We start from the raw sequence: 21,861 nt of genomic DNA, 5'->3' as shown, positions 1-21,861 counted from the left end.
TCAGTCTTTCTTTGCTTTTGCAGCTGTCTTTGGCTTGGTCGCCGCCTTCGGCTTTGCAGCGGCCTTCGGTTTGGCGGCTGCCTTTGGCTTGGCCGACTTGGTCGTGGCTGTATCGGCCTTTGCGGCAGCTTTCGGCTTGGAGGTTTTGGTTGCCTTGCCCTTGGCCGGCTTGATGCCGCCCTTGGCAATGCGCTCGGCGATCAGCATGAGGGCATCCTCCATCGTCACCGATACCGGGTCCTTGCCTTTCGGCAGGGTCGCATTGACCTTGCCCCAGTTGACGTAAGGACCATACTTGCCGTCCTTGACGGTAATCGGTCCGCCATCGGGATGATCGCCGACTTCCTTGAGCGGGGCAGCTGAGGCTCCGCGTCCGCCGGGACCCTTCGCCTGCTTGTCGGCAAGAACCGAGACCGCGCGGTTGAGGCCGATCGAAAACACGTCCTCGATGCTCTCGACATTGGCATATTTGCCGTCGTGCAGGATGAATGGCCCGTAGCGGCCAAGGCCGGACGAGATCATCTTGCCGGTTTCCGGATGGGCGCCGATATCGCGCGGCAGCGACAGAAGGGCCAGCGCCTTTTCATGATCGACGTTGGCTGGCGTCCAGCCCTTGGGCAGGCTCGAGCGCTTGGCTTCCTTGCCGTCGCCGCGCTGGACATAGGGTCCAAAACGGCCCGAGCGCAGGGTGATTTCCTCGCCCGTATGTGGATCCTTGCCGAGTGCCAGCGGCTCGTTGGAGACGGCAGCCTCGTCGCCGTTCTTGCTGTCTGAGGAAAGCTGGCGGGTGAAATTGCATTCCGGATAGTTCGAGCAGCCGACGAAGGCGCCGTATTTGCCGAGTTTCAGCGACAGCTTGCCGGTGCCGCAGACCTGGCAGATGCGCGGATCGCTGCCGTCTTCGCGCTTCGGGAAGACCAGCGGGGCCAGTTCTTCGTTCAGCGCGTCGAGCACGTTGGTGACGCGCAGTTCCTTGGTGTCTTCGATCTGGGCAAAAAAGTCCTTCCAGAAATCGCGAAGGACATCCTTCCAGTTCAGTTCACCGGCGGAAATCTGGTCGAGCTTTTCTTCCAGCGATGCGGTGAAATCATATTCGACATAGCGTGCAAAGAAGCTTTCAAGAAAGGCGGTGACCAGCCGGCCCTTGGCTTCGGGGATGAGCTTGCGCTTGTCGTTGATGATATATTCGCGATCAAGCAGCGTCGTCACCGTCGCGGCATAGGTGGAGGGGCGGCCGATGCCGAGCTCTTCCATCTTCTTGATCAGCGAAGCTTCCGAATAGCGCGGCGGCGGCTCGGTGAAGTGCTGGGTCGAGTTGATCTTCTGCTTGGCGAGGTTTTCGCGTGCGTTGATCTCCGGCAGGCGGCCGTCCTCGTCGCCATCGTCGCTGCTCTCGCCATCTTCCTTCTGATCGGTATAGGCCGCGATGAAGCCATCGAAACGGATGACCGAGCCAACGGCCCGCAGGCCGGCCTTTTCGCCCTTGTTGTCGGCGGTGATCTCGGCGGTGGTCCGCTCGATTTCGGCTGACGCCATCTGGCTGGCAATGCCGCGCTTCCAGATCAGGTCGTAGAGACGCAACTGGTCGGCATCGAGAAACTTGCGGACATGGTCGGGAATGCGGGTGAAGTCGGTTGGGCGGATCGCCTCGTGCGCTTCCTGGGCATTCTTCGCCTTGGTCGAATAGATGCGAGCCTTTTCCGGCACGTAACGGCTGCCGAACTGGTCGCTGATGGCGCTGCGCGCCGCGTCGATCGCTTCACCTGCCATCTGCACGCCGTCCGTACGCATATAGGTAATGAGACCGACGGTCTCGCCGCCGAGATCGATACCTTCATAAAGCTTCTGCGCCACCTGCATGGTGCGCGACGCCGAAAATCCGAGCTTGGAAGAGGCGGCCTGCTGCAGCGTCGATGTGGTGAAAGGTGGCGACGGATTGCGTTTCACCGGCTTGGCTTCGATGCTGTCGACCGTGTAGGCGGCGCCGTCGAGCAAAGCCTTGAGCTTGCCGGCGTCCTCACCATTGGTCACGCCACGCGGCGGTAGCCGGTTGCCGGCAGCCGAGACCAGCCGCGCCTCGAACTCATCGCCGCGCGGTGTCTTCAGAAGCGCCGAGAGATTCCAGTATTCTTCCGAAACGAAGCGTTCGATTTCCGATTCGCGGTCGCAGACCAGACGCAGCGTCACGGACTGTACGCGGCCGGCCGAGCGGGCGCCCGGCAGCTTGCGCCACAGCACCGGCGAAAGATTGAAGCCGACGAGATAATCGAGCGCCCGGCGTGCGAGATAGGCATCGACCAGCGGGATATCGATATCGCGCGGATTGGCCATCGCATCGAGCACGGCCTTCTTGGTGATGGCGTTGAAGACGACGCGCTGAACCGGCTTGTCGCCGATCAGTTTCTTCTTCCGCAGCAGATCGAGCACGTGCCACGAAATCGCTTCCCCCTCGCGATCCGGGTCGGTTGCGAGAATGAGGCCATCGGACGATTTCAAGGCGTCGCCAATGTCCTTCATGCGCTTGGCGGACGCGGTGTCCACTTCCCACAGCATGGCGAAATCGTCGTCCGGCAAAACCGAGCCGTCCTTGGCTGGCAGGTCGCGGACGTGACCGAAGGAGGCGAGAACCTTGTAACCGGGACCCAGATACTTGTTGATGGTCTTCGCCTTTGAAGGCGATTCCACGACGACGACATTCATGGTCATATTCTCAAAGCAACCGTTCAAAGCTGTGCCAGGCCGGGGAGGGGCGGCACAATGGGAAATATCGATGCCCCGACATGGACAGGGATTCGTCTGCGGTCAAGTGCTCGGTCTAAAATAAGCCGCCACAACGAGATGCAACCTATAAGGGATTACGTGCATATTGCAATTAAAGATAAATGCGATATCGTCTTTGAAGTGTAGTTTCCATCTCCCGGGGTAATGGCGGAAAGCGGTGCTTCCGGAGCCTTTCCTTGAGCTGGCAGCCAACACGACCGAACGGTGTTGTATGGTGTTCCGCTCGACCAATGCGTGCCTGTCTATGGGCGGATTTTGAATGCACCACAGGGAAAACCGATGATTCCGAATTCAACCGGGGCCGGCAGGAAAGAAGCACAGGCCCGCGAAAAGGTCGCCTATATCCGGCATATGCTCGGAGAGCTCCGTGGCGTCGCCGCCAACGAGGGTGCCGATATGCTGTGCTACCTGATCGAAATGGCTTTTGTCGAAGCCGGCGACATCCTGTCCGGGAAAAGACAGCTGTCATTCTCCAATGCTGAGGGAAACAAGGCCGCCGGGATGCCGGTGAAGCCGTCCGGCAAGGTCCAATTCTAAAAGGACAAGATAGACGGCTGATGCGGAAAGGCCGGTGTGGCGAATGATATCGTCGATCTCGACGGGCGTCGGCCCGAGCGCGTCAGTGATCCGCATACGATCGTTCTCATTCGGCGGCGGCGCCATCGGCCCGGCATCATGTTCGCCCGGTTCCTCCGCCTGCGGTGGCGAAAACAGGTCGATACGGCTGAGCGGTGCGAGCGCCTGCAAGATATCCTGTGCCTCTGTCGTAACGATCGCACCATCCTTCAAAAGCCCATTGGTGCCATGACAGCGCGGATCGAGCGGCGAGCCGGGTACTGCAAAAACGAGCCTGCCGAAATCGGCGGCATAGCGGGCTGTGATCAGGGATCCTGACCGGGATGCCGCTTCAACGACTGCAAGGCCGAGGCTGACACCGGCAATCAACCGGTTGCGGCGTGGGAAGTCGCGGGCGCGCGGCTCCCAGCCGAACGGCATTTCGCTGATTGCCAGACCATTGCCTTCGGTGATCTCGTCCAGCAGGCCGATATTTTCGGGCGGATAGGGCTGGTCCAAACCGCCGGCTAGCGCCGCGATCGTCCCCGTCTCCAGGCTGGCGCGGTGTGCCGCCGTATCGATGCCGCGTGCAAGCCCGGATATGATGGAGTATCCGGTGCGCCCGACGTCGCGGGCGATCATGGCAGCGAATTTCGTGCCGCTGATCGAGGCGTTGCGCGAACCGACGATGCCGAGGGACGGAATGGTACCGATGTTGGAGTTACCCTTGACGGCGAGCAGCGGCGGGGCGCCGTCGATCTGGCGCAGGGCCGGCGGATAATCCGGTTCGCCGATGCCGATGAAGCGTGCGCCGAACCGGTGGGCGGCAGCGAGTTCTTTTTCGGCTTCTTCCACAGAGGCGATGCGGATTGCCCGGGTCGAGCCGCCGCGCCGTGACAGTTCGGGCAACATCGCAAGCGCGGTTTCAGCCGAGCCGAAATGATTGATCAGATCGCGGAATGTTGCCGGGCCGACATTGTCACTGCGGATCAGCCTCAGCCAGGCTATTCTTTGTCGTTCCGAAAGCGCAATCCCGTTTCGTCCTGCGCCGTCGCTCGACATAATGGCCTATCCCTTTTCCCCGATCCGGCCTTCCGTGCCGGCCAAAAGCCGCTGGATATTTGCCCGGTGCTTGATCCAGGTGATGATGCTCATCACCACGAACAGCAGACCGATCTTTCCGTATCCGGCTGCCAACAATACAACCGGAACGATAAGCGTTGCAACCAGCGCCGAGAGGGAGGAGTAACGGGTGAGCTTCGCCATCGCCAGCCAGATTGCGGCAAATAGAAGAACCATGATCGGGGCCAGCCCGAGCAGCACGCCGATATAGGTCGCAATGCCCTTGCCGCCCTTGAATCCGAGCCAGACGGGATAGAGATGCCCGAGGAATGCGGCGAAACCGGCGGCAATACCGGCCTCGATGCCCCAGCGTGAGGCAATGGCCGCAGCGGCAGTTCCCTTCAGGGCATCGAGCAGCAATGTCGCGGCAGCCAGCTTCTTGTTGCCGGTGCGCAGCACATTGGTCGCGCCGATATTGCCGGAGCCGATCTTGCGCACATCGCCCAGCCCGGCCATGCGGGTGAGGATGAGGCCAAAGGGGATGGAGCCGAGCAGATAGCCGAAGATTGCGGCACCGGCCGTCAGCGCCAGCCCGAGTTGCCAGGAAAATATGTCAGACACCTATTGCCTCCCCAATTCCGCCTCGGCGGATATTGCCCCTTACCCTCACCCTCTCCCGGATGTGGGGCGAGGGGACGACGAAGCTTGCCGCAAATCCCTCTCCCTGCTTGCGGGGAGAGGGTGCCCGCCCTTGTTCTCAAACAAGTAGGGGCGGATAAGGGGCAGCTCCGTCGCTTGATTACAGCGAATAGACCAGTTTTCCCGCAACATAGGTTTGAACGGCCCGGCCGGTAAAGCGGGCATTTTCGAACGGCGTGTTTTTCGAGCGGGAGACGATCGCGTCCTTGCCGAAAATCCAGGGCTCTTCCAGATCGATCAGCGTGATGTCGGCCTTGGCGCCGGGTTTCAGCGTGCCGGCATCAAGCCCGAAGATCTGGGCGGGCCGTGTCGACATTGCATCGATCAGGCGCATCAGGGGCACGGTGCCGCTGTGGTGCAGGCGCAAGGCGGCAGCCAGCAAGGTCTCCAGCCCGATCGCGCCGTCGGCGGCATCGGCAAACGGCAGGCGCTTGGTATCGACGTCCTGCGGATCGTGCGACGAAACGATGATGTCGATCGTGCCGTTGGCCAGAGCCTCAACCATCGCGACGCGATCGTCTTCGCCACGCAGCGGCGGCGACAGCTTGAAGAAGGTGCGGTATTCGCCGATATCGTTCTCGTTCAATGTCAGATGATTGATCGAGATGCCGCAAGTGACGTTGGCGCCACGTTTGCGGGCCGTGGCGATGGCGTCGGCCGATTCCGGCAGCGAGATTTTTGCGGCGTGATAAGCGCCCTTGGTCAGTCCGGCGATGCGCAGGTCGCGCTCCAGCGGAATGATTTCGGCTTCGCGCGGCACGCCGGAGAGGCCAAGCCAGCTGGCGAGCAGCCCTTCGTTCATGACGCCATCCGCACCGAGATACTTGTCGCGGGTTTCGAGCGAGATGACGGCGCCGAATTCGCGGGCATAGGTCATGGCGCGGCGAAGGACGAGCGTGTCGTGCACCGGGCGGCGGCCATTGGTGAAGCAGACGGCGCCGGCTTCGCGCAGCAGGCCGAACTCTGTCATCTCTTCACCGTCGAGATGCTTGGTCAGCGCTGCCGCCGGATAGACATTGATCAGCGCCTTGTCGCGCGCCGTCTTCTGGACGAACTGCACCAGCGCGATATCGTCGATGACAGGATCGGTATCGGGCATGGTGATGATCGAGGTGACACCACCGGCGGCCGCAGCCCGTGATGCGGATTCGATGGTTTCGCGATACTCGCCACCGGGCTCGCCGACGAAAACGCGGGCATCGACCAGGCCGGGCACGGCAACGAGGCCGGTGCAGTCCTTGATTTCGGCGCCTTCGGGAATACCTTGGTTCTGGGCAGACTGTCCGGCGGCAACGATGACGCCGTTTTCGACGATGATATCGCCGGTTTCATCGAGGTTGCGCGAGGGGTCGATGATGCGCAGGTTTTTCAGGACGAGGGCGTTGCTCATGTGCGTGGCCCCTGGTTCTGCGAAAGAAGAAGCGTCTCCATCACGGCCATGCGCACCGCAACCCCCATTTCAACCTGCTGCTCGATGACGCTTTGCGGTCCGTCGGCGATCTCAGAAGCGATCTCGACGCCGCGGTTCATCGGGCCGGGATGCATGACGAGCGCGTCGTCCTTGGCAGCTTTCAGTTTTTCGGCGTCGAGGCCGTAATAGCGGAAATATTCGCGCACCGAAGGCACGAACGAGCCGGCCATGCGCTCGCGCTGCAGGCGCAGCATCATCACCACATCGGCACCCTTCAGGCCTTCTTCCATCGAGTGGTAGACCTCGGCGCCCATGTCGGCGATGCCGGAGGGGAGGAGGGTTGCCGGAGCGACCACACGGACGCGGGCGCCCATCTGGTTGAGGAGCAGGATATTGGAGCGGGCAACGCGCGAATGCAAAACGTCGCCGCAGATCGCGACGATGATGCGCGACAGCTTGCCCTTGGCGCGGCGGATTGTCAGCGCGTCGAGCAGCGCCTGGGTCGGATGTTCGTGCTGGCCGTCTCCGGCATTGACGACGGAGCAGGAGACTTTTTGAGCCAGCAGCGCGGCGGCGCCGGCAGACGAATGGCGCACGATCAGAACGTCCGGATGCATGGCGTTTAGCGTCATCGCCGTATCGATCAGTGTTTCGCCCTTCTTCACCGAGGAGTTGCTGACCGACATGTTCATCACGTCGGCGCCGAGCCGTTTGCCGGCGAGTTCGAAGGAGGATTGCGTCCGGGTCGAGGCTTCGAAGAACAGGTTGATCTGCGTCAGGCCGCGCAGCGTCGTGGTCTTCTTTTCTCGCTGGCGGGAAATCTTGACGGCTTCGTCGGCCCGGTCGAGCAGGAGCGTGATGTCCTGTTCGTTCAGGCCCTTGATGCCGAGCAGGTGGCGATGCGGAAAGAAATCCATGGGGAGCCGCCTCATTTTGTGAAGTTGCGTGGGTCTATAATGACTGCGGCGCCACCCGGCAAGGCAAAGGCTGCGCAAACCCGTGACATCCCCACGCTTTTGTGGCGATAACGCACCGCGCGCAAATTGTTGCGGGAAGCGGCATTTATCGCATCCCGCTGCTGTTCCTAAGCATAGGGACTTGGGTTAGAAACGCGACATGACTCTGAACCGCACCGAACAGAAATTCGCCGATCTGAACCAGCCGAAACCCTGGTCGGGGATCAATGCCTTCCGCTCCGACCCGTTGCTGGTCGATATCGCCGCGTCGATGCCGCGTCCCCTGCGCGACGATTTCGAGACGATCGGCCGTTACGCGACCTCGCCCGAGGCGCAAGATCTGGCGCGTATGGCCAATGAAGGCCTGCCCAAGCTGCGCACCCATGGGCCGCGCGGCGAGCGGCTCGACGTCGTCGAATTCCACCCCGCCTGGCACGCGCTGATGCGCCGCTCGGTGACATCGGGCCTGCACGCGTCTGCCTGGGAAAACATTGCCGATGAGCGCGGCCGCTCGCACAAGGCTCGCGCCCTGCGCTTCTACCTGACGGCGCAGCTCGAATGCGGCCATCTCTGCCCGCTGACCATGACCAGCGCCTCGGTGGCTGCGATCTCCGCGTCGCCGGCCGTCCAGAAGGAATGGGCGCCAAAAATCCTTTCGCGGAAGTATGATTCGTCCAACCGGCCGTGGATGCAGAAGGCCTCCGTCACAATCGGCATGGGCATGACGGAAAAGCAGGGCGGCACGGATGTGCGCGCCAATACCTCGACCGCCGAGCGGGTAGGCGAGGGCATCTACCGGCTGAACGGCCACAAATGGTTCATGTCGGCGCCGATGAGCGATGCCTTCGTGATGCTGGCTCAGACCCGTGACGGTCTCGGTTGTTTCCTTGTTCCGCGGCTTCTCGAAGACGGCTCGGCCAATGGCCTGCGCTTCCAGCGGCTGAAGGACAAGCTCGGCAACCGCTCGAATGCCTCCTCCGAGGTCGAATTTTCCGATACGTTCGGTTTCGTGCTCGGTTCGCCCGATGCCGGCATCCGCACCATCCTCGACATGGTGACGCTGACGCGCCTCGATTGCTCGTTGGCTTCGGCAGGTATGATGCGCGCGTCGCTGGCCGAAGCCGTGCACCATGTGCGCGGCCGCAAGGTCTCCGGCAAGCCGCTGGTGGCGCAGCCGATGATGACCCGGGTTCTGGCCGACATGGCGCTCGATGTTGCCGCTGCCAGCGCATTGTCGTTCCGTCTTGCCGAAGCCTTCGACAGGGCGCGCGACAGCGCCGAAGACGCCGCTTACGCGCGGATCATGACGCCGGTTGCCAAATACTGGAGCTGCAAGATTGCACCTGCTCTGATCGCCGAAGCGATGGAGTGTATTGGCGGCAGCGGCTATGTCGAGGAACGGCCGATCGCCCGGCATTATCGCGAGGCACCGGTCAATGCTATCTGGGAAGGCTCCGGCAACGTCATGGCGCTCGACGTGCTGCGTGTTCTGACCCGTGGCAAGGATCTGTTCGAACTGCTGTTCCAGGTGATCAGCCGCGATCTCGGCCCATCCGCCAAGAAGACCGTCGATGTGCTCAGGGCAGCGATGTCGCTCTGCGAGCGCGACGAGGGGGCAGCCCGCATGCTGGTCGAACAGTTGGCGCTGGCTGCTGCTGCTGCCGAACTCTATCGGCTCGGCGCAGGGCGGATTGCCGATGCGTTCCTTGAGTCGCGGCTGGCCGCCGGCTGGCGCTCGACCTATGGCATGCTCGATTCGCGCTTCGATTCCGCCTATATCGTCGATCTGCTCTATCCGGCGGCGATATAGCCGGTCACGGTTAGAACCAGCGGTATGGTAAAGAACGACACGACTGTCTGGATGGTAGCGACGGCAGCATAGAGCGGCGCGTCACCGCCCATCTGCTTGGCCAGCAGATAGCCATTCATCGCCGTCGGCACGCTGGCGCCAAGGGCGATCACCAGCAGCGCATCGCCGCGGATACCGAGCAGATAGGCGGTGCCGACCATGAACACCGGCATGATGATCAGTTTCAGAAAGACCGCGAGCAGGGCGACTAAACTTGGCCGCAGCGCGTCCGAGACCTTCAGTCCCGCCCCGACCATGACCAGTCCAAGGCTGAGCGAGGCGCTGGCCAACATCTCGACTGCGGTCAGCACCGGCTCGTAGACGGGAACCCGAAAGAAATTCAGCACGATCCCGAGCACCGAAGCAACGATCAGCGGATTGGTAGCAATCTTGAAGACGAAGAATCGCAGGCCCTTCGGTCCGCCGTTGAAGCCGATCAGCACGCCGATATTGTAGAGATTGATGGGGATGATCACCAAGGTCATCACCAGCGCCGTCAGGCTGAGACCGAGCGGCCCGTAGAGTTTCTGGGCGATGGCGAGCGCCATAAAGCCGTTCCAGCGCGTTGCCGTCTGGAAGATCGAGGTGAAGGCGGCGGACGAGACGTGGCGGGCACGCAGCAGTGGCCAGAGGAGCAGCAAGGCTGCCGACATCAGGGTAATGCTGCCGATCGTCGCGAGCGCGGTCGAATCGGTCTTCATGCCGGCAAAGTCGGCCGTTGCCAGTGTCGAAAACAACAGGGCAGGGAACAGGATATAATAGCCGAGCTGCTCCAGTCCTTCCCACAGTGTATTATCAACCAGCGATGAACGCTTCAGCCAGACACCCAGCGAAACCAGCAGGAAGATCGGCAGGATGCTTTCGAAGATGATCGTCATGGGGGAGGGCCTGAACGCATGGAGAGAGGCCACCGATAGACGCTTGTCCACAGCGCGGCAACCGCGCCACGCGGAAATTAACCTTAACAAATGGTTTACGTTGCGCCCTCAAGGTTAACGGGCAAGAGTGGACCTGAAGAGTTTTTTAACGTTTTGCGAAATGGAGCACGTTCGGTGAGAACTGGCTTGATCATCATCATGACGATGTTTTTTGCGAGCCTCGCGCTCGATCTGGCGGTTCCGGCTGTCATCCTTGTGAGCTTGCTCGCTCTGGACCGGTTGTCGGCGCAGTTCAAGTATGGCGCATTGGTGGAGGGGAGAGCAGCATGAAGTGGTTCCTGATCCTCTGGGCGTGCCCGGTCATCCTGCTCACCGGCTGGTACGGCCTATCCTATTACGACATGAGTTTCGGCATCTTCATGCTGACGCGTCAGGCGCACGATCTGGTCTTTACCATCTATGGCAATGTGCTCGGCATTCCGCCGGAAACCATTCCGCCGCTGGTCGCTCGCGCCATCGCCTTCGATAGCCTGCTGGTGTTTGCCATCATCGCCTACCGCAAGCGCCGTGAAATCCGCGCCTGGTATAACAAGCGGTTTCCACCGGCTCAGCCGTCCGAATCTGTGGCTGCGGCCTTCGCCAAGGATGCCAACCTGTCCAGCGCGCCCTGAAGAATGAAGGAGGCGGCGGCCGAATCGATCCGGTCGGCCCGCTTCTTTCTCGAAACATCCATCTCGATCAGCACCCGCTCGGCCGCCACGGTCGATAGCCGTTCGTCCCAGTAGATGAACGGCAGTTCCGTTTTCTGCGCCATGTTGTGCACGAAAGCCCGGGTCGCCTGGGCGCGCGGACCGGCCGAACCATCCATGTTGATCGGCAGGCCGATAATGAAGGCGGCGATCTTTTCCTTCTCGGCCAACGCAAGCAGCGCCTGCGCGTCCAGCCCGAACTTGACCCGCTTGATCACTGCGCGCGGCGTGGCGAACCGGCGTCCGAGATCGGACACCGAAATGCCGATCGTCTTGGTGCCGAGATCAAGCCCGGCGATGGCCTGGCTGGGCAGGAGAGCGGATGCGAGGTCTTCGATGCTGAGAACAGCCATGTGATTTGCCGATTCGGTCTTTTAGGATTACTCGGGTGATCCATATCCCTATCCTGCCGCCAAATCATCCCCGCCATAAATCCCAAATCACCCCGCGATAAATCAAGGAGTATTGTCATGAAGATCAAGTGGCTCGGACATTCCGCGTTCCATGTGGAAACCGCCAAATCGAAAATCCTCATCGACCCCTTTTTCACCGGCAATCCCTCCTTCGACGAATCCTTGCGCAAGGATGCCGCCGCCGGGCTCACCCATATTCTCCTCACCCACGGTCATGGCGACCATGTCGGTGATACGATTGCGCTCGCCAAGGAAACCGGAGCAACCGTCGTTGCCAATGCCGATCTCGCCACATGGCTGGGCTCGAAGGGCGTTCAGGCGATCGAAATGGGCAATACCGGCGGCACCATCCATCTCGACGGCTTTTCCACCACCTTCGTCAACGCGCTGCACTCCTCGGCGCAGCTGACCGAGGACGGCGTGTCGCACTCGCTCGGCAACGCGAACGGCCTCGTCCTGCATTTCGAGGACGAGCCGACGCTCTATCACATGGGCGATACCGATATCTTCTCCGACATGGCGCTGATCCAGGAACTGCACCAGCCGGAAATCGGTCTCGTGCCGATCGGCGACCGGTTCACCATGGGCGGTGCCGTGGCAGCGCTGGCCTGCCAGCGCTTCTTCAAATTCGCCACCGTGCTTCCTTGCCACTACGGCTCGTTCGGCGTCATCGACCAGACGCCGGAGCTCTTCATCACAGGCATGGACGGCGCGTCGGCGAAGGTCGAAGCGCCCGCAGTCGGCGGTATTGTTGCCGTCTAAGCGGCTTGCGTTTGCATTCCCCCGTTGCGTGGCAGCACTGCGGCTATTATAGCGGGGGAAAGTTCCTTGAAGACCGGAGACACCCATGTCCGTAGACCTCGCCACCGTGAAGCGCGTCGCGCGCCTTGCCCGCATTGCCGTCACTGAAGAGGAAGTGCTGCGCATGACTGGCGAACTGAACGGCATCCTCGGTTTCGTCGAGCAGCTTTCCGAGGTCAATGTCGATGGAGTCGAGCCGATGACATCGGTGACCCCGATGGCGATGAAGAAGCGCGTCGATGAAGTGACCGACGGCAACAAGGTCGGCGATATCGTCGCCAATGCGCCGAACGAGGATCGCAATTTCTTCCTCGTCCCGAAGGTTGTCGAATAAGCCTTCGCCGCTGCCGCCGCCCGAACGCACCCGATTTTGAAAGCCTGCCCATGACCGACCTGACCCGCCTGACCATCGCTGAAGCGCGCACAAAGCTGAGCTCCAAGGAAATCTCCGCCGTCGAACTGACGGAAGCCTATATCGGCGCGATCGACGCGGCCAACGGTGCGTTGAATGCCTATGTCGTCACCACGCCGGACAAGGCCCGCGAGATGGCCAAGGCATCGGATGCCCGCATCGCCAGCGGCAAGGCCGGTGCGCTCGAAGGCATTCCGCTCGGGATCAAGGATCTGTTCGGCACGGAAGGCATCCATACCCAGGCCTGCAGCCACATTCTCGACGGTTTCAAGCCGCGTTACGAATCCACCGTCACCCAGAACCTGTGGAACGACGGCGCCGTCATGCTTGGCAAGCTCAACATGGACGAGTTCGCCATGGGCTCGTCGAACGAAAGCTCCTATTACGGCCCGGTGAAAAACCCCTGGCGCGCCACCGGCTCGAACCTCGATCTGGTTCCGGGCGGCTCTTCCGGCGGTTCGGCAGCTGCCGTTGCGGCGTTCCTCTGCGCCGGTGCCACGGCCACCGATACCGGCGGCTCGATCCGCCAGCCGGCAGCGTTTACCGGCACGGTCGGCATCAAGCCAACCTATGGCCGCTGCTCGCGCTGGGGCATCGTCGCTTTTGCCTCCTCGCTCGACCAGGCTGGCCCGATCGCCCGCGACGTGCGCGATGCGGCCATCCTGTTGAAGTCGATGGCGTCGGTCGATGCCAAGGACACGACCTCGGTCGATCTGCCGGTGCCGGATTATGAGGCGTCGCTCGGCCAGTCGCTGAAGGGCATGAAGATCGGCATTCCGAAGGAATACCGCGTCGATGGCATGCCGGACGAAATCGAAACCCTCTGGAGCCAAGGCATTGCCTGGCTGAAGGACGGCGGTGCCGAAATCGTCGATATCAGCCTGCCGCACACCAAATATGCGCTTCCGGCCTATTATATCGTCGCACCCGCCGAAGCCTCGTCCAACCTGGCCCGCTATGACGGCGTCCGCTACGGCCTGCGCGTCGATGGCAAGGACATTGCCGACATGTATGAAAAGACCCGCGCGAGCGGCTTCGGCACCGAGGTCAAGCGCCGCATCATGATCGGCACCTATGTGCTGTCGGCCGGTTACTACGACGCCTATTACCTGCAGGCCCAGAAGGTCCGCACGCTGATCAAGCGCGACTTCGAACTGGCCTTTCATGCCGGCGTCGATGCGATCCTGACGCCCGCCACGCCGTCCTCCGCCTTCGGCATTGCCGACGAGGATCTGGCTTCCGATCCGGTCAAGATGTACCTCAACGACATCTTCACGGTGACGGTCAACATGGCTGGTCTTCCGGGTATCGCCGTTCCCGCCGGTCTCGACCACAAGGGTCTGCCGCTCGGTCTGCAGCTGATCGGCAAGCCGTTCGAGGAGGAAACGCTGTTCAAGACAGCGCATGTCATCGAGCAGGCCGCCGGAAAATTCCAGCCGGTCAAGTGGTGGTAGAAACGGCCTTCCGCCTTCGCAATATGACTGCCGCGGACACCGGGGCAGTCGCGCTGATCGGATTTGAGGCCTGGAAATCCAACCGCATTCACCAGAACTGGTTTGAGCCCACCGTCGAAACGCGCGTTGAAGACAGCTTTCTGACATTTGCCGGACGGCCGGACGCCGAAGTCCTGGTCGCCGTTGCGGCCAATGAAGTGATTGGCTGGGGCGCTCGCGACAGCCGCGAACATCCCGGCGACCGGTCCCGCGGCTGGGATTATATTTCCGATATCTGGATTGCTCCGCACTGGCAGGGCAAGGGCATCGGCTCGGCGCTGATCGGCGAGCTTCTTTCCCGTATGCACTTTGAAAATCTGGGTGTCGCCAGCATCGAGACCGATGCGGCCAACGATCCGGCTCTTTCCCTTTACAAAAAGCTCGGTTTTACCGAGGTCTGGCAAGGCACGGATTTTTCTCCGTCGCTTGGTCTGGACCAGGCCAAGGTGCGTCTGGAAAAATCGATCCTATGATGCTCTACTTGCTGCGGAAGGGGACCGCTGCATGATCATCGTCCGCCTTGCGCGCGAACACGAAGTTCCAGAACTTGCCATGATCGGGCTTGATGCCTGGGAGAAAGCCGTTTCCGGCGTTGCCGATGCGCAGGCGATGCGCCGCGTTGCCGAATTGTCGTTCCTGTCCTTTCTCAGATCGAACTGGTTTTCGGTCAGCGTCGTTGAAATCAGCGGCGTGGTGGCCGGTTGGGCGGCGCGCGAGGATGAGGACGGCACGATATCCGATCTTTGGATAGAGCCATCGCTGCAGAGAAACGGTCTCGGCTCATCGCTGCTTGCCGATCTGGAGCACAGAATTCTGGCTGACGGTTTCGAGGCCGCCATCATTCGGACTCATGCGCAGAATGACAAGGCCATCGGGTTTTTCCGCAAGCACGGATATGCGATCAGTTCGCTGTCGACGGCCTATGCACCAAAACTCGACCGGGATGTCGAATCGGTCGGCATGACGAAAATACTGGGAGATCCTGTTGTCCATAACGATGAGCAGTGGTTCTGAACGCAAAAGAACCGGCGAGACCGAGTGAACGGTCCCACCGGCTTTGTTTTGTTAGCAGTTGTTCAGCTGCGAGCGCACGAGAACAAGGCCGCGTTGGGTAATCCGGTAGGGCTTGCCGCCGGATGACGAGATTGCCTTCTTCCGTTTCAGTTTACGAAACATATCGAGGCCGAAGCCGGGATAAAGCCAGCCGTCGCGGGTGAAGCATCGAGCGCTGTCGATGGTCTTGCCGTCCAGGCGGAGGATTTCGATGCGGCCGCCTTGGGCCATGAGATGTAGAATACGCTGTTCTTCGCGTGAAATGTCCATGATGTCGAGATCCGAAAAGCGTTCGCGTGAACGCATGAAAACGGGTCTGCCGTTCAGTCGAACGTCAGGGCTTCGTTTTCCGGCCCGTGCCCGCAAAAGACTTTTGCAGGCAGGGCCTTCAGGCAATCTCGGATATAGAAAACATCAAAACTCCATAAGGACGGCCGTTTTTAAGCGAAGGATGGCAGCGCCGTCAAGAATGCGATGCGAACATCAGCGACTGGTGCATGCCGAGGCCGGCCATGACGCCATCGGCGGAAACCAGCGTGATATTTCCGAAGGCGCGGGCATTGTCGCCGGCGGCATAAACCCCGGCGACGCTGGTCGCCTTGACGGTGTCGGTGGTGAGGATCTTGCCGGCGGGTGTCTCCGTTAGTGCGCAGCCGAGGCTTTCGGCGATCGTGCCGCGCATATGCAGATCGGCCGCGACGAACAGCGCCTTGACGTCAAAAGTCCGGCCGTTCTCCAGCCGAACCCGGAGCATATCGCAGGTACTGGTCTCGATCACGCCAACCGCACCCGGCTGGAGGGTTACGTTACGCCTCTCGAGAAGGGCAAGTGTCTCTTCGTCCGGCTCCGGCATGCCGTTGGTAAAGAGGGTGACATCGCCCCAGTCGGCAACGACTGCCGCCTGATGCGCCGACATCGGCTGTGTCGCCAGGACGCCGATCGGCCCGCCGCCGATTTCATAGCCGTGGCAATAGGGGCAATGAAGCACCGTCTTGCCCCAGCGTTCGGAAAGGCCTGGAATATCGGGCAGGCGGTCTTCGACGCCGCTGGCGAGAAGCAGTCGCCGGGCAGCAATCGAGCCGTGCCCAGCGACGCTGACATGGAAGTCGTCGAGTACGCCTTCCGCGGCGTCAGCCTCGCCCTCGACGAAGGTTACCGTAGGGTAGGCAGCAAGCTGGGCGCGTGCATCGGTAAGGATCTCCAGTCCTGATTTGCCGTCGAGCCCCAGCACGCCGTGGGAATGGGCGGCGAACCGGTTGCGCGGCGTGCCGCTGTCGATGATGGTGACATGCCGCCGGGCACGGGCGAGAATATAGGCGGCCGACAGTCCGGCAAAGCCGCCGCCGATGATGATTGCATCCTGTTGCATGGTCGTTCCTTCCATAGCTCCGCCATCCGAAAATTTCATGAGAAACCGGATTGGGGAGACATCAGTGTTGATAGGGATGTTAGCCGGGCTGTGTTTCAGCCGGGCGGTTTCAGTGCGGCCCTGTGTTCGGCAAAGCGCCGCTTGAAATCATCGGCAAGCGTGGCCAGCGTCACTTGCCCGAGGCGCGCAATCAGCATGGCCTCCGCATCGCGAAAAGCATCGTCGAGCGCGTGATTGACGGCCTGTTCGACCAGGCAGCCCGGGCTTTCGCTGACATTGCCCATCTGGAACAGCATCGGCTCGCCCAGTGCTGCATAGATGTCGCGCATGGTGACATCCTCCAGCGACCGGGCCAGCGTCCAGCCGCCGCCATGGCCACGGCCGGAGGTGACAAGGCCTGCCTCGCGCAGCCCGGCCATGGTGCGCCGGACCACGACAGGGTTGGTGTGGAGGCAGACGGCAAGCTCGTCCGATGTCATCGGCCGCTCGCGTTCTGCCATGTGCAGCAATGCGTGCAGCACTGCGGAAAGGCGGCTGTTTCTTTTCATGTAATAACAATAGTTACGAATCGTGCTGCACGTCAAGCCGGAATAGGACGTTCAAGACAGACCTTCGTCATTACTTAGCGAGAACGTGCGGAAGCCACAGGGGCGCTGAAAGCCACGCCGTAAGCGCGGCGATATGAATCGTAACGATCAGCATGAGTTCGGTGCGGAAGGGTTCTTTCCGGGTTTTGTGACGAAGCAGTTGTTGTCCCGCGATCGCACCAAGGCTGCCGCCAATTAGCGCGAGGCCGAGTAGTCTGCTTTCCGGTACGCGCCAATGACCTTCGCGCGCCGCGTCCTTGTCCCACCAGAAGGTGCAGAAGGTTATGATGTTGATCAGCAGAATGATCAGAATGATGGTCTGGCTTGTTGTCATGGTTTCATTTTGCCAGGCAAATCTGAAAGGACTGCAAACAAGCTGACTTCGGAGGGTTTCCATGGTCTCGCCCGCGACAAGCCTTGCACGCCAAAGCCAATTGTTCTACCCAGAGACACACGAATTGAAGCTTACAGAAGAGCATTCCATGACCCTCGTCGACGTCCGCATCTCAGAACCGAAACGCTATATTCCCGGCGCCACTGGCGATTGGGAAGTCATCATCGGCCTGGAAGTTCATGCCCAGGTGACGAGCAATTCGAAGCTGTTTTCGGGTGCCTCGACGACATTCGGCAATGCACCGAACTCCAACGTCTCGCTGGTCGATGCGGCGATGCCCGGCATGCTGCCCGTCATCAACGAGGAATGCGTCAAGCAGGCGGTGCGCACGGGTCTCGGCCTGAAGGCGCAGATCAACAAGCGCTCGATCTTCGACCGCAAGAACTATTTCTATCCGGACCTGCCGCAGGGCTACCAGATTTCCCAGTTCAAGGATCCGATCGTCGGCGAGGGCCAGATCGTCATTTCGGTCGGCCCGGATCGTCAGGGCCAGTTCGAGGATATCGAAATCGGCATCGAGCGGCTGCATCTGGAACAGGATGCAGGCAAGTCGATGCACGACCAGAGCCCGACCATGTCCTATGTCGATTTGAACCGCTCCGGCGTGGCGCTGATGGAAATCGTCTCCAAGCCCGACATGCGCTCGTCCGATGAAGCCAAGGCCTATGTCACCAAGCTGCGGTCGATCGTGCGTTACCTCGGCACCTGCGACGGCAACATGGACGAAGGCTCTGTACGCGCCGACGTCAACGTTTCCGTGCGCCGTCCGGGCGAGGATTTCGGCACGCGCTGCGAAATCAAGAACGTCAATTCCATCCGCTTCATTGGCCAGGCGATCGAGTACGAAGCCCGCCGCCAGATTGGCATTCTCGAAGATGGCGGCTCGATCGACCAGGAAACCCGCCTGTTCGACCCGGGCAAGGGCGAGACCCGCTCGATGCGCTCGAAGGAAGACGCGCATGACTACCGCTATTTCCCGGACCCGGACCTGTTGCCGCTCGAATTCGACGATGCCTTCGTCGAAGCGCTGAAGGCCGACCTGCCGGAACTGCCTGACGACAAGAAGGAGCGCTTCGTTCGCGATCTCGGCCTGTCGATCTATGACGCATCCGTGCTGGTGTCGGAAAAGGTGATTGCCGATTATTTTGAGGCCGTGGCCGCTGGCCGCGACGGCAAGATTGCCGCCAACTGGGTCATCAACGACCTGCTCGGCGCCTTGAACAAAGCCGGCAAAGCCATTGAAGAGACTCCGGTTTCCCCCGCCCAGCTCGGCGGCATTCTCGACCTCATCAAGTCGGAAGTGATCTCCGGCAAGATCGCCAAGGACCTGTTTGAAATCGTCTGGACCGAAGGCGGCGACCCGGCCGAGCTGGTGGAAAGCCGCGGCATGAAGCAGGTCACGGACACCGGCGCCATCGAAAAGGCTGTCGACGAGATCATCGCCGCCAACCCCGATCAGGTCGCCAAGGTTCAGGCCAAGCCCTCGCTTGCCGGCTGGTTCGTCGGCCAGGTGATCAAGTCGACCGGCGGCAAGGCCAACCCGCAGGCGGTGCAGGCTTTGGTCAAGGCCAAGCTCGGCATCGAGGACTGAGCAATTCCAGGAAAAGTGTGAAACGGTTTTCCGTCCGGAATTGCGATTGAAAGTCGAGAATCGAGCAATTCCAGGAAAAGTGTGAAACGGTTTTCCGTCCGGAATTGCGATCGAAAATCGAGGACTGAGCAATTCCAAGAAAAGCGTGACCCGTTTTTCCGTCCGGAATTGCGATTGAAAGGCCCAAAAAATGTTCTTCGTCCGCACAGCCACCGAGCGCGATCTGGCGAAAGTCTCGGCGCTTCTCGGTGAGACCGCGCATGCGACTTATGACGCGCAATACGGTGCCGAGAAGATCAACGAGATATCAGCCAAGTGGCATTCCGTGACGGCGCTGAAGGCCAATCTTCAGCGCAAGAATGGCGAATTCTTGGTCGCCGACGATGGCAAGTTGATCGGCGGCATGGGCTTTGCCTCGATGTCCGAAACGCTGCATGAAACGGCGGTGCTGCACCAGCTCTACGTCCTGCCGCAGTTTCAGCGGCAGGGAATTGCCCGCGATATTTTTGCCGAACTCGAAACCTGCTTTCCCTATGCGGGCACGATGCGGGTCGAGGTCGAGGAGAACAACGCTAAGGCTATCGGCTTCTATGACGCGCATGGCTTCGTCAGGGCAGGCGTTGGGGCTGCGACCTGGGGCATTGCAACGATCGTGATGGAAAAGCCTCTGGACTGAGGTTGCGTTGGTTCTCGCGCGCGCTGCTGTCACATTTCCTTCTTCATCCGCTGGCAAGCCACGGTCAGAAAACGGGAATCGGAAGACATGCACGCACCAAAACTACCCCCAACACTGAATGTATCGATCAGGCAGGCAAACCGCGAAGATCTCACCGAGATCATCGCCCTGTTCGCCTCCGATATGCTCGGTGGTCACGGCGACACCACTGCGCCGGATGCCTTTGCCGACTATCTCGCGGCTTTTGAGCGCATCATCGCCACACCCAATGAGACGCTGTATGTCGCCGAGGTCGATGGTGCGGTGGTCGGTACGTTCCAGACCACGATCCTGACGACGTTGTCCGGCCGGGGTAGCTCCAACCTGCTGATCGAGGCCGTGCAGACCCGGAAGGACATGCGCGGCAGGGGGATCGGCGAGACGATGATGCGGTTCGCTATCGATACGGCCCGTGCGCAAGGTCTTTCCAAGGTGCAGCTGAGCTCCAACAAGCAGCGCCTTGATGCCCACCGGTTTTATGAGCGGGTCGGGTTCGAGCCCTCCCATCTCGGCTTCAAGATTCGGTTGAAATAGCGGCGCTGCAACGGAATCACTGGACAAGCGGCAGGCTGCGCGGCATAAGCGGAGCAGTACTCAAGGATATCCCGCGCGTTTATTTGGCGCGGCCAAGGACGGACATCATGAAGTCTCTGCTGCAGATTTTTACCTGGTGGAATGGACAGACGATCGGCACCCGCTTTCACACCTGGCGCTTCGGCAAAAGAGTGGGCGAAGATGCGGCCGGCAATGTCTACTATCAGGGCGGCACTGATTCCGAGGGCCGCACGCGCCGCTGGGTGATCTATAACGGTTATGCCGATGCCTCCGCCATCCCACCGGGCTGGCACGGCTGGATGCACCACCGCACCGACGTGTCGCCGGCCGACGAGAGCTACAATGCGCGCGAGTGGCAGAAGCCGCATCAGCCGAACGGCACCGGTTCTGCCCAGGCTTACCGGCCGCCGGGCTCGATCAATGCCACCGGCGAGCGTCCGCGCGTTACCGGCGACTATGATGCCTGGACGCCACGCTCCTGAACCGGATTTGCAAACAGTTCTTCGGGATTGTTGATTGCACCGCAGGCAACATGCCTCGGCCACATTTGATGTTTAGCGCCTGATGCCCGGCACCTTGGCCGGGGATTGCGCGGGAGACGGGCGTTAGAATGGTAGTTTCAAGTCTGCGAATTTCAAAGCGCCGGATGTTTGCGGCAGCCTCGCTGTTCGCGATTGCCAGCACCGCCGTTCTTTCGATGATGACGGCCGCCGACGCAGCAAGGATCACCAACCCGGTTGCCGTTTTTTCCGGTATCGACAAGATCACCGGTCGCATCACCACCTTCGATGTCTATATCGGCGAGACCGTCCAGTTCGGCGCACTGCAGGTGACGCCGCGCGTCTGTTACAGCCGCGACGAGACCGAAGCGCCGAAGACCGACACGTTTGTCGAGGTCGACGAAATAACGCTGGACCGCAAGATCCGCCGCATCTTTACCGGCTGGATGTTTGCCGACAGCCCCGGCCTGAACGCCGTCGAGCATCCCGTCTATGACGTCTGGCTGAACAGCTGCAAGGCCAAGTCCGACCTGCCGCCTCCGGATTCCGCAGCCAAGCAGTAATGCTTTAAGGATCGCGTTGACCATCGAAATCCGCACCGATCCGTTTCCCCCGAACGACCAGCTGAACGCGCTGTGGGCAGCAGCCTGGGGCGAACACACGCCGAGAGATTTTTCGGGCATCCTGCCGCGAAGCCTTGCTCATGTCGGCGCCTATGACGATGGGCATCTGATCGGCTTCGTCAACGTTGCCTGGGACGGCGGTATCCACGCCTTCATTCTCGACACCTGCGTGCATCCCGCCAAGCGCCGCATGGGTATCGCGACCCGCTTGGTGAAGGCAGCCGAAACGCTCGCCCGTGAACGGGGAGCGCTTTGGCTGCATGTTGATTTCGAAGCGCATCTGGCCGCGTTCCATCGCAATTGCGGTTTCAGAAAGACCGAAGCGGGTCTCATGAAACTGCGATAAAGCTCGGTTTTTTTGCGCTGGGTTGCCCCTCAGCCGGATGAGGGGACGTGCGTGTGTTGCGGCGTCATG

Annotated in this window: 25 protein-coding genes and 1 pseudogene; 15 read left to right on the top strand and 11 right to left on the bottom strand. The window is 60.8% G+C overall.

Annotated elements, in window-relative coordinates; genetic code table 11:
• A complete protein-coding gene (gene topA / locus ACP7BS_RS22405) occupies window positions 1-2,700 on the bottom strand; it encodes a type I DNA topoisomerase (RefSeq protein ID WP_426239875.1) in 2,700 nt (899 codons plus the stop codon).
• 360 nt (window positions 2,701-3,060) lie between these two features.
• Between topA and ACP7BS_RS22400 the strand changes: the two genes are divergently transcribed.
• Complete coding sequence (locus tag ACP7BS_RS22400; protein ID WP_426230018.1) at window positions 3,061-3,318, top strand: hypothetical protein; 258 nt, start codon at window positions 3,061-3,063, stop codon at window positions 3,316-3,318.
• Here the strand turns inward: ACP7BS_RS22400 and dprA are convergent.
• From dprA to ACP7BS_RS22380, 4 genes are all read right to left on the bottom strand, one after another.
• Window positions 3,247-4,398: a DNA-processing protein DprA gene (gene dprA, locus ACP7BS_RS22395; RefSeq protein ID WP_426239874.1), complete on the bottom strand. Its 1,152-nt coding sequence runs from the start codon at window positions 4,396-4,398 to the stop codon at window positions 3,247-3,249. The genes ACP7BS_RS22400 and dprA overlap by 72 nt on opposite strands.
• A gap of 6 nt (window positions 4,399-4,404) precedes the next feature.
• Window positions 4,405-5,019 carry a glycerol-3-phosphate 1-O-acyltransferase PlsY gene (gene plsY / locus ACP7BS_RS22390; RefSeq protein ID WP_426239873.1) on the bottom strand — a complete coding sequence of 205 codons (615 nt, stop codon included), beginning with the start codon at window positions 5,017-5,019 and terminating at the stop codon, window positions 4,405-4,407.
• Window positions 5,020-5,197: 178 nt separating this feature from the next.
• Window positions 5,198-6,487, bottom strand: a complete 1,290-nt coding sequence (locus tag ACP7BS_RS22385; RefSeq protein ID WP_426239872.1) for a dihydroorotase — start codon at window positions 6,485-6,487, stop codon at window positions 5,198-5,200.
• A complete protein-coding gene (locus ACP7BS_RS22380) occupies window positions 6,484-7,425 on the bottom strand; it encodes an aspartate carbamoyltransferase catalytic subunit (RefSeq protein WP_426239871.1) in 942 nt (313 codons plus the stop codon). The genes ACP7BS_RS22385 and ACP7BS_RS22380 overlap by 4 nt, the downstream gene beginning before the upstream one ends.
• A 199-nt stretch (window positions 7,426-7,624) precedes the next feature.
• On the opposite strand from ACP7BS_RS22380, the gene ACP7BS_RS22375 reads away from it, so the two are divergent.
• Window positions 7,625-9,274 carry an acyl-CoA dehydrogenase family protein gene (locus ACP7BS_RS22375; RefSeq protein ID WP_426239870.1) on the top strand — a complete coding sequence of 550 codons (1,650 nt, stop codon included), beginning with the start codon at window positions 7,625-7,627 and terminating at the stop codon, window positions 9,272-9,274.
• On the opposite strand, the gene ACP7BS_RS22370 is transcribed toward ACP7BS_RS22375, so the two are convergent.
• Window positions 9,256-10,191, bottom strand: a complete 936-nt coding sequence (locus ACP7BS_RS22370) for an AEC family transporter (RefSeq protein WP_426239869.1) — start codon at window positions 10,189-10,191, stop codon at window positions 9,256-9,258. The genes ACP7BS_RS22375 and ACP7BS_RS22370 overlap by 19 nt on opposite strands.
• Window positions 10,192-10,377: 186 nt before the next feature.
• Here ACP7BS_RS22370 and ACP7BS_RS22365 point away from each other — a divergent pair, with 186 nt between their 5' ends.
• Together ACP7BS_RS22365 and ACP7BS_RS22360 are read left to right on the top strand one after the other, a co-directional pair.
• On the top strand, window positions 10,378-10,521 hold the full coding sequence (locus tag ACP7BS_RS22365) for a hypothetical protein (RefSeq protein ID WP_426230025.1): 144 nt from the start codon (window positions 10,378-10,380) through the stop codon (window positions 10,519-10,521).
• The gene (locus ACP7BS_RS22360; RefSeq protein ID WP_426123082.1) at window positions 10,518-10,862 is read left to right on the top strand and encodes a DUF6105 family protein; all 345 of its coding nucleotides are present in this window, start codon (window positions 10,518-10,520) and stop codon (window positions 10,860-10,862) included. The genes ACP7BS_RS22365 and ACP7BS_RS22360 overlap by 4 nt, the downstream gene beginning before the upstream one ends.
• On the opposite strand, the gene ruvX is transcribed toward ACP7BS_RS22360, so the two are convergent.
• Window positions 10,799-11,293: a Holliday junction resolvase RuvX gene (gene ruvX / locus ACP7BS_RS22355; protein ID WP_426239868.1), complete on the bottom strand. Its 495-nt coding sequence runs from the start codon at window positions 11,291-11,293 to the stop codon at window positions 10,799-10,801. The genes ACP7BS_RS22360 and ruvX overlap by 64 nt on opposite strands.
• A gap of 117 nt (window positions 11,294-11,410) precedes the next feature.
• On the opposite strand from ruvX, the gene ACP7BS_RS22350 reads away from it, so the two are divergent.
• From ACP7BS_RS22350 to ACP7BS_RS22330, 5 genes are all read left to right on the top strand, one after another.
• The gene (locus ACP7BS_RS22350; RefSeq protein ID WP_426239867.1) at window positions 11,411-12,115 is read left to right on the top strand and encodes a metal-dependent hydrolase; all 705 of its coding nucleotides are present in this window, start codon (window positions 11,411-11,413) and stop codon (window positions 12,113-12,115) included.
• Window positions 12,116-12,200: 85 nt separating this feature from the next.
• Complete coding sequence (gene gatC, locus ACP7BS_RS22345; RefSeq protein ID WP_426239866.1) at window positions 12,201-12,488, top strand: Asp-tRNA(Asn)/Glu-tRNA(Gln) amidotransferase subunit GatC; 288 nt, start codon at window positions 12,201-12,203, stop codon at window positions 12,486-12,488.
• A gap of 50 nt (window positions 12,489-12,538) precedes the next feature.
• Window positions 12,539-14,020, top strand: coding sequence for an Asp-tRNA(Asn)/Glu-tRNA(Gln) amidotransferase subunit GatA (gatA, locus tag ACP7BS_RS22340; protein WP_426239865.1), 1,482 nt, complete (start codon window positions 12,539-12,541; stop codon window positions 14,018-14,020).
• Between the two features lie 23 nt (window positions 14,021-14,043).
• Window positions 14,044-14,532 (top strand): GNAT family N-acetyltransferase, encoded by a 489-nt coding sequence (locus ACP7BS_RS22335; RefSeq protein ID WP_426239864.1) that lies wholly within the window; start codon window positions 14,044-14,046, stop codon window positions 14,530-14,532.
• A gap of 31 nt (window positions 14,533-14,563) precedes the next feature.
• The gene (locus ACP7BS_RS22330; RefSeq protein ID WP_426239863.1) at window positions 14,564-15,073 is read left to right on the top strand and encodes a GNAT family N-acetyltransferase; all 510 of its coding nucleotides are present in this window, start codon (window positions 14,564-14,566) and stop codon (window positions 15,071-15,073) included.
• A 51-nt stretch (window positions 15,074-15,124) separates the two neighbouring features.
• Here ACP7BS_RS22330 and ACP7BS_RS22325 read toward each other — a convergent pair whose 3' ends face one another.
• The 4 genes from ACP7BS_RS22325 to ACP7BS_RS22310 all read right to left on the bottom strand — a co-directional run bounded on the left by ACP7BS_RS22325 (window position 15,125) and on the right by ACP7BS_RS22310 (window position 17,465).
• Window positions 15,125-15,382 (bottom strand): YjhX family toxin, encoded by a 258-nt coding sequence (locus tag ACP7BS_RS22325; protein ID WP_426230032.1) that lies wholly within the window; start codon window positions 15,380-15,382, stop codon window positions 15,125-15,127.
• Between the two features lie 193 nt (window positions 15,383-15,575).
• Window positions 15,576-16,481: an NAD(P)/FAD-dependent oxidoreductase gene (locus tag ACP7BS_RS22320; RefSeq protein ID WP_426239862.1), complete on the bottom strand. Its 906-nt coding sequence runs from the start codon at window positions 16,479-16,481 to the stop codon at window positions 15,576-15,578.
• Between the two features lie 95 nt (window positions 16,482-16,576).
• Window positions 16,577-17,029, bottom strand: coding sequence for an Rrf2 family transcriptional regulator (locus tag ACP7BS_RS22315; RefSeq protein WP_426239861.1), 453 nt, complete (start codon window positions 17,027-17,029; stop codon window positions 16,577-16,579).
• A 70-nt stretch (window positions 17,030-17,099) separates the two neighbouring features.
• A complete protein-coding gene (locus tag ACP7BS_RS22310; RefSeq protein ID WP_426239860.1) occupies window positions 17,100-17,465 on the bottom strand; it encodes a DUF1294 domain-containing protein in 366 nt (121 codons plus the stop codon).
• A gap of 85 nt (window positions 17,466-17,550) precedes the next feature.
• Here ACP7BS_RS22310 and gatB point away from each other — a divergent pair, with 85 nt between their 5' ends.
• The 6 genes and pseudogenes from gatB (at window position 17,551) to ACP7BS_RS22280 (ending at window position 21,792) form a co-directional block, all read left to right on the top strand.
• On the top strand, window positions 17,551-19,053 hold the full coding sequence (gatB, locus tag ACP7BS_RS22305) for an Asp-tRNA(Asn)/Glu-tRNA(Gln) amidotransferase subunit GatB (RefSeq protein WP_426239859.1): 1,503 nt from the start codon (window positions 17,551-17,553) through the stop codon (window positions 19,051-19,053).
• 190 nt (window positions 19,054-19,243) lie between these two features.
• Window positions 19,244-19,729, top strand: coding sequence for a GNAT family N-acetyltransferase (locus ACP7BS_RS22300; protein ID WP_426239858.1), 486 nt, complete (start codon window positions 19,244-19,246; stop codon window positions 19,727-19,729).
• A gap of 87 nt (window positions 19,730-19,816) precedes the next feature.
• Window positions 19,817-20,302, top strand: coding sequence for a GNAT family N-acetyltransferase (locus tag ACP7BS_RS22295; RefSeq protein ID WP_426230038.1), 486 nt, complete (start codon window positions 19,817-19,819; stop codon window positions 20,300-20,302).
• Between the two features lie 107 nt (window positions 20,303-20,409).
• Window positions 20,410-20,805 (top strand): NADH:ubiquinone oxidoreductase subunit NDUFA12, encoded by a 396-nt coding sequence (locus ACP7BS_RS22290; RefSeq protein ID WP_426230039.1) that lies wholly within the window; start codon window positions 20,410-20,412, stop codon window positions 20,803-20,805.
• Window positions 20,806-21,032: 227 nt separating this feature from the next.
• A pseudogene (locus ACP7BS_RS22285) lies at window positions 21,033-21,386 on the top strand (DUF2155 domain-containing protein); the annotation flags it as partial.
• A gap of 16 nt (window positions 21,387-21,402) precedes the next feature.
• Window positions 21,403-21,792, top strand: a complete 390-nt coding sequence (locus tag ACP7BS_RS22280; protein WP_426239857.1) for a GNAT family N-acetyltransferase — start codon at window positions 21,403-21,405, stop codon at window positions 21,790-21,792.
• The last annotated feature ends 69 nt before the right edge of the window (window positions 21,793-21,861 follow it).

This window comes from Pararhizobium sp. DWP1-1-3 (genome assembly GCF_049896125.1).
Taxonomy (GTDB): Bacteria; Pseudomonadota; Alphaproteobacteria; order Rhizobiales; family Rhizobiaceae; genus Pararhizobium.
This window is presented reverse-complemented; position numbering and strand designations above follow the sequence as displayed.